Origin of the sequence: Methanoculleus sp. (genome assembly GCF_030019085.1) — an archaeon.
In the GTDB taxonomy this organism is placed as follows: domain Archaea; phylum Halobacteriota; class Methanomicrobia; order Methanomicrobiales; family Methanoculleaceae; genus Methanoculleus.
The window spans coordinates 24,430-36,917 of sequence record NZ_JASEFJ010000001.1 but is presented as its reverse complement, the minus strand read 5'-3'; the positions used below and the strand labels follow the sequence as shown (position 1 = coordinate 36,917).

12 protein-coding genes, 2 tRNA genes and 1 pseudogene are annotated in these 12,488 nt (G+C 56.4%); 9 read left to right on the top strand and 6 right to left on the bottom strand.

All coding sequences use genetic code 11. The features are described from left to right. Positions 1-499 precede the first annotated feature (499 nt). Positions 500-796: a DUF3467 domain-containing protein gene (locus tag QMC91_RS00255; protein ID WP_300234111.1), complete on the top strand. Its 297-nt coding sequence runs from the start codon at positions 500-502 to the stop codon at positions 794-796. 74 nt (positions 797-870) lie between these two features. After that, a tRNA-Thr gene (locus QMC91_RS00250) sits at positions 871-942 on the top strand. 87 nt (positions 943-1,029) lie between these two features. Here QMC91_RS00250 and QMC91_RS00245 read toward each other — a convergent pair. Next, a complete protein-coding gene (locus QMC91_RS00245) occupies positions 1,030-2,397 on the bottom strand; it encodes a radical SAM protein (RefSeq protein WP_300233700.1) in 1,368 nt (455 codons plus the stop codon). A gap of 297 nt (positions 2,398-2,694) precedes the next feature. Between QMC91_RS00245 and QMC91_RS00240 the strand changes: the two genes are divergently transcribed. From QMC91_RS00240 to QMC91_RS00230, 3 genes are all read left to right on the top strand, one after another. Beyond that, on the top strand, positions 2,695-3,900 hold the full coding sequence (locus tag QMC91_RS00240; protein WP_300233698.1) for an HD domain-containing protein: 1,206 nt from the start codon (positions 2,695-2,697) through the stop codon (positions 3,898-3,900). A gap of 458 nt (positions 3,901-4,358) precedes the next feature. Further along, positions 4,359-4,700, top strand: a complete 342-nt coding sequence (locus QMC91_RS00235) for a hypothetical protein (RefSeq protein ID WP_300233696.1) — start codon at positions 4,359-4,361, stop codon at positions 4,698-4,700. A 335-nt stretch (positions 4,701-5,035) separates the two neighbouring features. Next, complete coding sequence (locus QMC91_RS00230; protein ID WP_300233695.1) at positions 5,036-5,869, top strand: alpha/beta fold hydrolase; 834 nt, start codon at positions 5,036-5,038, stop codon at positions 5,867-5,869. Here the strand turns inward: QMC91_RS00230 and QMC91_RS00225 are convergent. Beyond that, positions 5,823-6,119 (bottom strand): hypothetical protein, encoded by a 297-nt coding sequence (locus QMC91_RS00225; protein WP_300233693.1) that lies wholly within the window; start codon positions 6,117-6,119, stop codon positions 5,823-5,825. The genes QMC91_RS00230 and QMC91_RS00225 overlap by 47 nt on opposite strands. Before the next feature lie 107 nt (positions 6,120-6,226). Here QMC91_RS00225 and QMC91_RS00220 point away from each other — a divergent pair, with 107 nt between their 5' ends. The 4 genes and pseudogenes from QMC91_RS00220 to QMC91_RS00205 all read left to right on the top strand — a co-directional run bounded on the left by QMC91_RS00220 (position 6,227) and on the right by QMC91_RS00205 (position 8,969). Then, positions 6,227-6,796: a hypothetical protein gene (locus QMC91_RS00220; RefSeq protein WP_300233691.1), complete on the top strand. Its 570-nt coding sequence runs from the start codon at positions 6,227-6,229 to the stop codon at positions 6,794-6,796. Positions 6,797-6,912: 116 nt separating this feature from the next. Further along, positions 6,913-6,984 (top strand) — tRNA-Cys (locus QMC91_RS00215). A gap of 454 nt (positions 6,985-7,438) precedes the next feature. Next, a complete protein-coding gene (locus QMC91_RS00210; RefSeq protein ID WP_300233689.1) occupies positions 7,439-7,783 on the top strand; it encodes a molybdenum cofactor biosynthesis protein MoaE in 345 nt (114 codons plus the stop codon). Between the two features lie 643 nt (positions 7,784-8,426). Further along, positions 8,427-8,969: pseudogene (locus tag QMC91_RS00205) on the top strand (DUF6448 family protein). A gap of 86 nt (positions 8,970-9,055) precedes the next feature. Here QMC91_RS00205 and cmk read toward each other — a convergent pair. From cmk to secY, 4 genes are all read right to left on the bottom strand, one after another. Next, the gene (gene cmk / locus QMC91_RS00200; protein WP_300233687.1) at positions 9,056-9,604 is read right to left on the bottom strand and encodes a (d)CMP kinase; all 549 of its coding nucleotides are present in this window, start codon (positions 9,602-9,604) and stop codon (positions 9,056-9,058) included. Then, on the bottom strand, positions 9,604-10,230 hold the full coding sequence (locus tag QMC91_RS00195) for a DUF106 domain-containing protein (protein ID WP_300233685.1): 627 nt from the start codon (positions 10,228-10,230) through the stop codon (positions 9,604-9,606). Before QMC91_RS00195 ends, cmk begins: the two co-directional genes overlap by 1 nt. A 6-nt stretch (positions 10,231-10,236) precedes the next feature. Beyond that, on the bottom strand, positions 10,237-10,827 hold the full coding sequence (locus QMC91_RS00190; protein WP_300233683.1) for an adenylate kinase: 591 nt from the start codon (positions 10,825-10,827) through the stop codon (positions 10,237-10,239). 211 nt (positions 10,828-11,038) lie between these two features. Next, positions 11,039-12,472 carry a preprotein translocase subunit SecY gene (gene secY, locus QMC91_RS00185; RefSeq protein ID WP_300233681.1) on the bottom strand — a complete coding sequence of 478 codons (1,434 nt, stop codon included), beginning with the start codon at positions 12,470-12,472 and terminating at the stop codon, positions 11,039-11,041. Positions 12,473-12,488 lie beyond the last annotated feature (16 nt).

The window sequence follows — 12,488 nt, the reverse complement described above, 5'->3', positions numbered from 1 at the left end:
TGAAAGCGCCGGGTGGCCACCGGATGACGGGGGGCTTATCATCCAGTAAAGAGACTGCTCGGTGGCCACGCGAGAGGGAGAGAGGGAGGGAACGTCCCGTCCCCTCCCTCTCTCCCTCTTCCCGACTGGCGATACCCCCGCGATACACTGCAACGGAGGAAACCATCCTATTCGCGGTCTCATCGAACACTCATTGAAATCCCGTTTCTGCCCCGGACACAGTTTCCGTGAGAACATCGCCCAGCACTGTCCGCCCCCGGGGAAGGGGGGTCGGCGAAAGATCTTCACCCAGGGCGATTTGATGTGTCCCGCGAATGCTGCCGGAAAACGGTGGCGGGTTTGTAAATCAGAATCGTTGAACTGATGGCCTCTCAACGGGCGCGGTTACCTGTGTCCGAAATATCGCGGGAGGACCACATGGCCATCGATCAAACAGGCACCGCTCTTTCCACCATGTAGAGACCAAACCTTATGCCGATGGGGGTCATAGAAGATGAGTATGGCCAACCACGAGATATCGGTCAGCATCCCCTCAAACCTCGATCCGGTCTACTCGAACCGGATTCAGATCGCCTACAAAGAGGATGAGTTCACCTTCCTCTTCCTGCACGAGATCCCGGGCGCGAACCAGGCACGGGCGAAGGCAATCGTCTCGATCAGTCCCCGCCACGCGAAAAATCTCGTCGAGGTGCTTTCAAAGAGTATTGCCGACTACGAGCAGAAGTTTGGCAAGATCTCCGCGCCATCGTCCGCCCAGCAGCAGGATGGCAACGTCACCATCCGTGGCTATTCCTGAGGGTGGCCGGGGCGGTTTGGTTACCAAGAGGTGATACCTTTTTAATTTTAGAGGTGGAATGTTTTAGGGCAGTTGCCGCTGTGGCTTAGTGGTATAGCGGCTGATTCGTAATCAGCAGGTCGGGGGTTCAAATCCCTCCAGCGGCTTTTTTATCGATTAGATTTCTATAATCACGTGAATTTGTCCTGCCGCCAGGGAAAGGATAGATGAAACTATCCCCGACAAAAACCTCCTCAGGCGGAGAGAGCCGATTTTACAATCTTTAAGAAGTAAAACCCCTCCCTCCTCAGACCCTGGATAAGGTATGACGGTCTCAGGTAGAAGTCCCGGAACGCCTTCCTCTGGAGTTTCTTGATCTCCTCCCTGGTGAGGGACGAGGTCTCGACGACCGACGAGAGCAGGTCATACTGCGACCAATCCATCTGCAGACTGCCGTCTTCACGAACCTTGCTGAAAAAATCCGTGCCAGGGTATGGTGTTGCAACCGAGAAGAGGGCAAAACTCGGCTTCAGACTTTTTACAAACTTTATGGTCTTATTTGCCGTCTCCCGGGTCTCTCCAGGAAGCCCGATCGCCGCCGAGGCTATCGTCCTCATGCCGAGATCGTGTGCAGTAGCAAACACATGTTTGATCTGATCGATATGCGTACCCTTCTTGACCCTATCGAGTATACCCTGGTCTCCAGATTCCACACCAAAAAAGAGTGTGTGGCATCCTGCTTTTTTCATAAGATCCATAAGGCTTCTATTGATCCTGTCAACTCTGGCGGTACAGCCCCACTCGATACCAAGATCCTGTTTTATGACCTCTCTGCAGAACTCTTCAACCCAGCGGGGGTATAACGTGAAGGTGTCGTCCATGAACCCAATAGCCGAGATCCCGAGATTGTCCTGGATCTGCCTGATCTCCTCCACCACGTCTCCAGTAGAGCGCCTGCGAACACGTTTCCCGTGGAGGGCGGATGATGCGCAGAACGAGCACTGCATCGGACAGCCCCTGCTGCAGATCATGGTTGCGACCGCGAGGTTGTCATCAAAGACCCGGTAGTTATCTGGGGGGACAAGGTGCCTGGCCGGGTATGGCAACGCGTCCAGATCCTCCACCGGCGGTCTGTCCGGGTTCTCTACGATCCTCTCACCCCGACGGTAGACTATGCCATCCACCGCTGCAAGGTCGCCACCAATCCTGAGGGTTCGGTAGATGTCCAGAACGGTGTATTCCCCCTCACCTTTCACGATTATATCGATGGAAGTGTTCTCCCGCAGGATCTCGTCGTGCATGAAGGTGGCGTGCGGGCCGCCCAGCACGATGTATGCATCTGACACCCGTCTGACCGCTTCGGCCGAACGCAGCGCCTCGAGGATAAGGGGTGTGGTGGAGGTGATGCCAACAAGGAACGGTTCGGTCTCTTCCACACGTTTCTCGATCCCGGAATAATCAATATCTCCTGCGGCGCAGTCGATCACCTCGACGTCCACCCCGTTCTCTTCGAGCACTGCAGCGATGTAGAGGATACCAAGTGGCGGTATCCTGATATTGAAGTACTTTTTGTATTTGGACTTCGTGTCCGGCGGGTTGATCAGGAGTACATCCGCGGTCATTGTTCTTACATGGTGTATCTTCCATTATAGAACTGACTGACACCCGGGAAGGTCCTGGGGTTGCGATGGCCAGAGACCACAGGCACCCCTTCTAAAGAGTCCTCAAAATGCCTCACATACATCATGGCCTGGAAACGACGCCTCTCCGCACGATGGCCCGGCCGTATGCTTCCAGAAGATATCCCCCTCCCGGATCCAGCAGCGATGAATGGCATCGCCCCCGATAGAGAAAGAAATATCCCTTCTCCAGGCCGAGAACTCTCTATCAGATAAGAGACCGCACCGGATGGATGGCCGATGGAGATCCCGCCGCAGATTCATGAGAGAATGGCCAGGAGCATGGACGACCGTGAGTTGCTCCTCTCGTCCAGGGCAACCCGGAACGCCGATTACACCAGACGCTCTGGCCGCAAGCCTGAAGAACCTGTCATCAGGCCCCCTTTCTCCAGGGACGCCGACCGGATCGTTCACTCAAAGGCCTACGCCCGCTACATAGACAAGACCCAGGTATTCTACCTGATCGAGAACGACCATATTACCCACCGGGTCCTCCACGTCCAGCTCGTATCAAAGATCGGGCGGACGATCGGCAGGGCTCTCGGTCTGAACGAGGACCTGATCGAGGCGACCGCGCTAGGTCATGACATCGGTCACACCCCATACGGCCACCAGGGAGAGGAGTACCTCAACGAGATCTGCCGGGAATACGGCGTCGGGGGGTTCCACCACAACGTTCAGAGCGTCCGGTTCCTGGACAACATCGAGGAATGCGACCTCACGCTGCAGGTGCTGGACGGGATCCTCTGCCACAATGGGGAGACCCACGACCGGTGCCTGGCGCCCGAGGGCGAAGCCACCTGGGACTCGTTTGAGGAGAAACTCCACCGAATCGAGGCCGGAGGCGACGCACTCCCTCTTACCGCCGAGGGGTGCGTCGTCCGCTGCGCCGATAGCATCTCATACCTAGGCCGCGATCTTGCGGATGCCCTGGAGGTTGAGGTGATAGATGAAAGCGATCTCGCCGTATTCCCGGAGAACTGCATGGCACTTTTCGGGATAGAAAGAGCGGGGAGGGAGGAGTTCTCTGAGATAAACCGGAAAGTGCTTGACGTTCTCATAAAGGACATCATCGCAAACAGCTATGATACAGACATCATCGCATTCTCGGATGAGGCATCAGAGTCTGTTAAGGCCTTCAAGGAGTTCAACAGGCATAAAATCTACAAGAACGAGAGACTTGTCAGAAACCGGGAGAAGATCCGGTTCATGTTCCGTTACCTCTTTGAGCGCGTGGATAAGGATCTAAATGATGAGCGGAAGGACTCACCGGTTTACAGGGATTTTATCGACGCGCCGTGGGTATCCAGCACCTACACCGCCACTGCAGGGTCAGCAGAGGTTGCACGTGATTTCATTGCAGGGATGACAGACCGCTACTTTGAGTGGGTCTTCCGAGACTACATCCTCCCGGAGCGGGTCAGATCGAGGTACCGGGGTTGGTAAGAAAAACCCGGGGTAACGAGAATATCTGACCGCTGACCCTAGGAGGGTTGCGGGGCTATCAAACCTGTCCAGACAGTTTGTGCCGTAACCTGATGAAACTCCGCTGGACTGATTTCCCGGAGGGGATACACCTCGCCGCAGAACATCCCGTCATCTGGATCTGGGGAGGGCGGGGTCCTTGCAAGAGGGGAAAGTAATAATTCCAGAGAGGGGGTTAGAGCGTTTTCTGCGTTGGTTCCCGGTTAGACCAACAGAGTTCCTTTCTGTATCCCGGGACATAGCTTTCCACCGGCAATCCATACCTTCCCCGTCTGCCCCGCCGGCCCGTGGGGGGTCGCCGGTCATGCTGCCAAAATAAGTGGAGGGATTATAGCCCGGATCGTTGAGTTGATGGCCCCCATGGATCTAACCCACAGGTTCCTACAATTATAAATACTCCGGCGCCTGATCATGGAACTATGAGCAGGAAGATCCTTCTGCTGGGCCTGACTGCCATCCTTGTCTTGGCAGCAGGTTGCACCGGGCTCGGCGGCCCAGAACCCAGGGTCGTGGAGGACTCCGCTACCCTGGACATAAGTCTTGCCAGAGGACTTGTCTACACCGTGAAAGCGGTAATCCAGAACGATGGGGCTGACGGTAACGTCACTGTGACAGCAAAACTGATCGACAAAGAGAAGGGTTTTGTCCGGGACGAGGTCTCGACAACGATCTTCATCCCCGCCGGGGAGACGAGAGAGGTCAGCCTGACGCTTGATGGAGAGCCCGGTCGGGAGTACCAGCACAGCATCGAAGTGAGTTGATAGATGGTTACCTGACCGGAGGGGCTTCTCCCCCTCTGGCAGGATTTCACCCCGGTAACACCAGGAGCAGTAGGTCTTACCTGTGGTTGAGGGCCTGAATCTTATACCCCTGCCAAACCCGCCCCCCACAGCCACGAAAGTCAATCGAAATTCTGACTATTGTGACGTCTTTTGGTGTCCGGCCACCAGATAAAGGTGTTTTTTTCAGGATCCTTCCTGAAGATCCGCTCAAACCAGCCTTTTGTCGGCCAACAACCCTGCCGAAACCTACATCGTGCCAGGCTGTCAAACCAATTAATAGTGGACCGTCGCAAGCAGAAAGGGGATGGAAGGTTATGTTGACGGATGAGCGGCGGCCGGTTGTCCTCGTCCACGGTTGGCGAAGCCATCCCGGAATCTGGAACCACCTCGCCCCCGCACTCCAGGATGCCGGACTTCACTGCTGGAAGTTTGACCATACCGCAATCCATGAGAGTGGAACGGAGGCGATAGCTCTGGCGCTGCAGGAGTTCATCCATAAGCGCAGGAAGGAGACCAGCTACAGCGGCCCCGTCGATATCGTCTGCCACTCGATGGGAACCTGCATCGCACGCTACCTCCTCGAGGTCATCGACGGCAGCGACCGCGAGGAGGAGATCCGGTTTCTTGTGGGGATCGGGCCTCCGAACAGAGGTTCGGCGATGGCCGAGGCTTTCAACGACCCCAAACTGGGGCCGGAGGTGATCCGGCGGCTTGCCGGAATCTTCGTGCCGCACGGCTATGACCCCGGTGAAGACCTGATCGTTCAGGAGTTCCGCCCCGGAAGCAGGGTCACCTCGGCGCTCTCCCGGGCAGGCACACGCGACGACATTGTCTACAGGTTCATCCTCGGCGCAAACCTGACCCGGACACCGACGTTCTTTCCGGCTTTCGGCGGCATGACCCTGGAGTTCGCCCCGGGTGGCGGTTGGAGGACGACATATGCCGGCGACGGCATCGTCCCTCACTCAGACTCGTACCTTCCGGGCGCAGATGTGGATATCCTCCCGGCAGACTCTGGCAACCTGGCCCGGCACCCTGAGCGCTATTGCCACATCATGCTACCACGAAACCCCGAGGTCGTCGCCCGCGTCAGGGACTGCCTCACCGCCTCTGCAGCGCCTGGCGTGCGGACTCCGCCCAGGAGTTAATCGCCCGCTCTAGATCCTCCCCGGCTTTCTTTGCCGCCTGCTGGATATGTTCGTGACCTTCCGGCGTCCCGAGCAGGTGCTGGCCTGCGCTTACCACATCGTTGACTGCCTTTCTGACCGACTGAGATGCCTCATGCAGATGCTCCTCGACTGTAGGGGCAACCGATGCCGATTCAGGGGCCGATTCAGTTACAGGGGCCGGGTCAGTAACCCAGCGCCCCTTTACAAAGCGACCTTTGCTCTCGCTCATATGCGAGGGTGTAGGCCTGCCGGGATAAAAACCTGGCTTTTTGAATCTCCTTCTAGACCGACGATGGTGCACAGTTTCATCTACCCGGAGGACTACCAGAGATAGAGATGAAATGGGTTGAAGTTCTCGACGCATGCGCGCGGGCCATCTCACCGGGCACCTGTCGTTTCAGGGTTCTGCGAACCGCCGCGTTCGTCATCTTTTTCCTCCTTGTGGTCCCGCTCCTCCTTGGTTCGGTATCTGGTGTCCCGCCGGCAACCGTCCTCGCCCTCATCGGATCAACCCTGCTCTTCCAGGCGGCCGCGGCCGTCGTGGGCCTCTCGCTGGGGCTGCACCCGCTAATTGTCCTTGCGTTCCTGACATCCGTGGCGGCCGCCATCCTGCTCGGGATCCTTGAGGTCTGCGACCTCTTCGCCGAACGTTCCCGGTTTGTCCAGTCTATCCTCCAGAAGATCGACGGCAAAATGCGTGAGATCGATGCACTCCGGCATTACGGTGCCCTGATGCTTCTCCCGGTCATATGGATACCGGGCATCGCGCTCTACGGGACTCCAGTCGTAGCCTGGGTCTTCCATTACCCTCGTGTCATATCACTCCTCTGTATGCTTGTCGGATGGATGATCGCAACCGTTGTGGTCATGGCGGCGACGATGGGGCTTATCAACCTGGTATTCTGAACCCTCAAGGACGTTCTCCGGGTGTAGCATACCTCCCGGCAATCTGGCAGAAGAAAGATCTAAATATTCACAATTGTTAACTATCTCAGGTAACTTAACAATTGTTAACCACTCCTGCGGGTGTGGCGGAACGGCTACGCGGTTGACTGCAGATCAACTCTATCCCGGTTCAACTCCGGGCCCCGGCTTATCAGGATGACCAACCATGAAAGAACAGATCCAGAAGATTTTTGAGGCACCATTCACCCTGGAAGAATCTCCTCGGCAGAGGCGACCTTCTGTCAAACCGGCTTCTCATCTGGGATGGTATGGCAACCACGTTTGAGACGTACGCCATCGAACGTCGGCCGGACTGCCACGCGTGTGGAAAGAGGAGTTACCACGGATAGGGCCCAGAATGGTCGCCAGGTCCAGCAAGGGCCTGGGTGAAAGCGGTTGATCGGGACGGTATCACTATACAGATAGGAAGAGGGAGACACATGAAGAATAGCGCTATAACGATGTTTGCCCCTGCAAGCGTGAGGTGGGCCACCACCTCCCCGGTGGTCGCGAGTAAACTGGAGTGTATGGAAACATGATCTGCATTACCAGAGATATCTCATCGATGCCGGTACAACGATCGAAGCAGCAAAGAGATCGGGCATGGGCGCTCTGGTCACTATCTGCGGCGTCGTCCGGGATGACGGCGGGGTAGAGAGGATAGAACTGGAGGTCTACGAAGACGTCGCTGTCCGCGAACTGGAGACCATCTGCGATAAGGCGATGCGGGATTACGCGATTGAGCCGGTGGATATCCTCCACCGCGTCGGAACCCTGCAGGTCGGCGAGACCATCATCCTCATAATCGTCGGTGCCGGACACAGAAAAGAGGCATTTGACACCTGTGGGTATATCATCGACCGGATCAAGCAGACCGTTCCGATCTGGAAGAAGGAGATCGGCCAAAACGGCGAAGAACGCTGGGTGCCTGGAGAACCAGGGCTGTAGACGCTTCAAGCGCCATACCCCTGGTGGTCCCCTTCCTGGCAGCAAACAAAAAAACATCATTTCCAGGGGGCCGGCTAAGGGGCGAACGCCAGACCTGAAGGAGTCTGCCGGAGATCATGATGGTGGAGGGCATCAACCGGTTCCCACAGTATGTGGCCCTTTGCCCGCTCTGATGATCCTTTTCAATGACGACGGATATCAACCGGGTATCTCTATCGCCGCAGACCGCACCTTCCCATCCTGACACCACTATGAGCATTTGCAGGTTCCAGATCTGATCCGTAAAAAGTCCGCTTTCAGGCCCTGAACACGGCTTCCAACCACAATTCGCCACGCACACTCACCCCCCCCCATCACACTGGCAGGAGGGGCGAGGTGAGCGATGATACGAGAAAAACACTGTTCAGAAAGCCGGAGAGAAGATCAGCAGGGGACGGCCTTTCCGTCCACCACCATAGAAGGCGGTTCCCCCTCAATCACAGTATCGGTGAGTTAATCTAAGCACCTTGGTGAAATCCTCCCAAAAAAACAGTTTTCCGTCAGGACAACGGATCTGATGACTCTATGGGCAACCCTTCGCGGCGATCTGAGAAATCATTATTACCACACGGCAGGCAAGTGAGAACTACAGGAAAGTAGAAGGATGCCACCACACTGTGATACACGGGACGGCCCTGTGGTCAGGGCTGCAGAAGAGGCTCTCCGGAAAGGAAACGTGAACTACGTCCTCATCTGGGTGCCGAAAGAGTCTTAGGATGAACTGATCGCTGCCTTCGAGCGGACGATGAAGGTCCGGCAACGCGGCGGGGCTGCAAAAGACCTCGCCGACGACTGGTTCTTCGAGACCGCAATCAGGCTTCACCGGGCGGGTGAAGGAGCGCCTTACACCGGGATGAAACCTGCAGGCCTCGACGAAGGACCTGTGGTTCCCCGTGCCGAGAGGGCCATAGAGACCGGAGACGCAACGGAGGCCATAGACTTTATCGTCGATACTGTGAGAGACGACCTCCAGCATCGCTTCCAGCACCTCATAGAGAAGAAGAACTACGACCCCGACGACGTCGCCGCGGGTCGTGCGTATGTGCAGGCGTTTATCGATTTTGTAGTCTACTCCCACCACTTATACCAGTACGTGAAGAGCGGCGGAGGGCATGGAACGACCGGGGGCGGCGACCACTCCCATTGAACAGGCACGCCCCACACTGTGGGGAAAAAGGTTACTGAGATAGACGAATAGAGGAGTTTCCCGGGCAAAGTGGTTCTGAGGAGATCTCAGACCGCGACGTTGCCTCTTTGCCGCCGAAGACACTCGATCGCGGTATCCACAATGGCCCCGAGAGCCTCAACGCCGAAAGTCTCCGACGATAGAACGATATCATATGGTGAGAGGTCATCGATATCTATATTGTAGTAGTTCCTGTAGCGTGTCGCCTCCGAACGTTGCCTGTTCTCGGTATAGACCCTGGCCGCCTCTTCATCCATCCCGTCACGTTCTGCGATCCGCCTTGCCCGGCATTCAGGCGACGCCGTGAGCCAGATCCGGAGAACAGCGTTCTCTATCATCCAGCCCGAGAGTCTACCCTCGATGATGATATCATCGGCAGCCTCGCCGATCTCCTTCTGTCGGGCATCGATCATGCGATCGACGGCAGGATCACTCTCTGCGTACTTTCCAAACGCCGCGAGATCCATACCATGCTCCCGCGCAAGTTGCCGGAACACCTCCCCGGCAGATATAAGGGCGAAGCCATGTTTTCCGGCAAGGTAACGTGCAAGCGACGTTGTCCCGCTCCCCGGCGGGCCGCTGATGGTGACACGCATCAGATCCCCCCGATGTTAAGGGACTTGCGGATCACCTGGCTCATCGCAAGCGAACATAGCATATACCAGATGATCCAGGCAGGTATAAACCAGAGAACAGTGGCCGATAGGCTGACCGCTCCCACAAACGGCATCACGATCCCGCTTGCAATATCGGCCGTTGCCCCAACCACCGGTAGCCGCAGGAGGATCCAGAAGAAGATCGGCACCGTCAGCAGAAGGATGATCGCCATCGGGACGAACTGCTGCCTTGAGACCTCGAGTTGATCCTGCATCATCTGCTCCTGTTTCTTCTGAAGTTTCTTGATCCGTTTCTCGTCACCGGATAACTGCGCCTCCCGGAACTCCTTCTGGAAGACGCGCACCTTCGCCTGCGTCTCCTGCATCCTCTCATAATCGATGGTGTACTTCTGGACGAGCGACGAATACAGACCGGTCAGGCACGACAGGATGATAATCATGACAAAAAACGGTACCGCAAACCCTTCAGGGTCGATTAGGGGGCCAAGCACCACGTCCATCGCTGTACCGATCGTTAGACGTACCGCGCTGACACTGTAGGAGAGGAAGACCAGCAGAGTGAAGAGAAGTGCGATCGTGGGGGCATGCTTCTTCAGGTCAACCATATCGAGTTACCTCAAAACGCTCACCAGGTCGTCGATGCCTTTCTCAAGCAGGAAATCCTCGTTCCTGACAATTTTAATGGTACAACCGGTGTACATCGCGTATGCCGCGGCAACAGAACGGTTAAATTCCTGGTGTTCAGCAATCGCGCGTGAACCCTCCATGTCACGGGTTCTTGAAGGATCGCCCAGACGACGCATCAGAATCTGGTCAGGATCGGTCTCCACCAGAACAACGATATCGGGCATCAGTTCGCGGAGAACCCATTCGGGCAGTCCGGCAAGAAACCCCGTCGGTGTCTTGACGCTGCTATGGGTATCGATGATGATATTTGCATCTCCACTCATGGCGGCAATACCGGCGGCAGCCTCTTTCTGCAGGCGTTTCTGGACGTCCTTACCAAGTTTTCGCATCTCATCGCGATCCGTGACCAGATTCTCCCTCCTGGCCACCTCAAACATGAACGTGCCGAAGTTAACGGCCTCATACACGATGCCCTCGGCCGCCAGCCTCTCCATCGCCCCGTTGATGACGGTGGTCTTCCCGACACCGGGGACGCCGGTTACAACAACTTTCTTTCCCAACGTTATCACTCCCATCCGGGTATCATTCGCTTCAAGATAAATCCGTGCGCGGAAGAGTAATGCCTTTCGGAACACCCCCCGCCCCAGCACACCGCCTACCTGAAAAAATGTCGTTACACGGTTTTGAAGAGGTGGTTGGAACAGGTTCGGGTGAGACTCACTCAGGATCTCTCCGGAGGAGAGAGTTTTCCGACCCCGCCCCCTCCCCTGGACAGGGTCATCAAAACTACTCCTTCCCGAAGAACCCGCGCATGAACGGATACATCTCCATGATCTGCTGGCTTGCAATCTCCTCGTACAGACGGTAGGTTATACTCACCGCAAGCAGCAATCCCGTTCCGCCGACCGCCCCGATCACACCCAGGAGGTTTGCAAGGACCGAGAGGAGGCCTATAAAGACACCACCTATAATGGTGATCCGGGGAATATAGCGGTCCAGGTACTTCTCCAGCACCTGGACGTTCCTCCGGTAACCCGGGATCTGCATCCCGCTCATCTGGATCTGCCGGGCCACAGCCTTTGAGTCGAGACCTGCAGTCTTGACCCAGAAGAGCGCGAATATCGCGCCACCGATGACCATCACACCGACATCTATTCCCATCCGAAGCAGGATCTCCCAGGGAGCGTGACCCAGGTCAGAGATCCACCACATCCAGTCCTGGGGCTGGTTTATTGGAGCGATGTACCACATCAGACCGTTCACCGGCACCTGTCCCTGGAACTCACCAAGTATCGTGATCCCAGCGTTAGAAAGGAACATTCCGATCATCTGGATGTTCGCCTGCAGCACCCGGACAAGGATCATGGGGAGAACGCTCGCGTAAATGAGCTTCACAGGGAAACGCGCACGGGCGCCCCGGACAGCGGTGTGCGCGAGCGGGATCTCGATACGGGTCGACTCAACATACACGATGATCATGAAGATGGCGATCGTAGTGATGAGGGCAAGTAGATCCGTCCCGAAATACTCAAGGAAGTTCACCCCGGACGTCGCCACCGCAAACAGACGCGGGAAGAACCCTATCGGGAAGGGATCGGTTCCCGTCTGCCAGTTAAGGAACCCGTTCACGAGACCCTGCGAGACTCCTGCAACGATGAAGAGCCCCACACCCGAACCGATCCCCCACTTGGTGACGACCTCGTCCATGAAGACCACCAGCAATCCCCCAAGGCAGATCTGGAGAAAGATCAGGACCGAGACCATGAACGTGTTCCCGCCAAAGAACTCCGCAGCCACCGTTGGGTCGGGCAGCATCATCCCGCTTACAATCATGGGGAGTGCCTCGATCACGATCATCACGAAGATGAGCATCTTCTGCAGGCCCATGTACATGACCTGCCCGCGGGCTTCACTGGTATCGATCTGCAGGATATTGGCACCCTTGAGCAGCTGCAGCACGATCGACGCAGTGACGATCGGCCCTATACCAAGATGCAGAAGCGAACCGCTCGCACCGGCAAGCAGGGCACGGTACATTCCGAACAGATCCTGTGACTGCGGCGAGAGCCCAAAGATATCAATGTTCGTCAGCGCGAAGTAGAGGAGCAGAATTGCAACCGTCCACATAAGTTTGTTCTTAAAGTGGACATGCCCCTCCGGGTTACGGACTGCAGGCATCGCTGCAAGGATGGGTTCAAATCGGTCCAGCAGATCTCCCATGGTTTCACCTTAAATG

Coding starts and splice junctions, on each gene's coding strand:
- QMC91_RS00255 (WP_300234111.1), top strand. CDS start 500: ATGGCCAACCACGAGATATCGGTCAGCATCCCCTCAAACCTCGATCCG.
- QMC91_RS00245 (WP_300233700.1), bottom strand. CDS start 2,397: ATGACCGCGGATGTACTCCTGATCAACCCGCCGGACACGAAGTCCAAA.
- QMC91_RS00240 (WP_300233698.1), top strand. CDS start 2,695: ATGGAGATCCCGCCGCAGATTCATGAGAGAATGGCCAGGAGCATGGAC.
- QMC91_RS00235 (WP_300233696.1), top strand. CDS start 4,359: ATGAGCAGGAAGATCCTTCTGCTGGGCCTGACTGCCATCCTTGTCTTG.
- QMC91_RS00230 (WP_300233695.1), top strand. CDS start 5,036: ATGTTGACGGATGAGCGGCGGCCGGTTGTCCTCGTCCACGGTTGGCGA.
- QMC91_RS00225 (WP_300233693.1), bottom strand. CDS start 6,119: ATGAGCGAGAGCAAAGGTCGCTTTGTAAAGGGGCGCTGGGTTACTGAC.
- QMC91_RS00220 (WP_300233691.1), top strand. CDS start 6,227: ATGAAATGGGTTGAAGTTCTCGACGCATGCGCGCGGGCCATCTCACCG.
- QMC91_RS00210 (WP_300233689.1), top strand. CDS start 7,439: ATGGGCGCTCTGGTCACTATCTGCGGCGTCGTCCGGGATGACGGCGGG.
- cmk (WP_300233687.1), bottom strand. CDS start 9,604: ATGCGTGTCACCATCAGCGGCCCGCCGGGGAGCGGGACAACGTCGCTT.
- QMC91_RS00195 (WP_300233685.1), bottom strand. CDS start 10,230: ATGGTTGACCTGAAGAAGCATGCCCCCACGATCGCACTTCTCTTCACT.
- QMC91_RS00190 (WP_300233683.1), bottom strand. CDS start 10,827: ATGGGAGTGATAACGTTGGGAAAGAAAGTTGTTGTAACCGGCGTCCCC.
- secY (WP_300233681.1), bottom strand. CDS start 12,472: ATGGGAGATCTGCTGGACCGATTTGAACCCATCCTTGCAGCGATGCCT.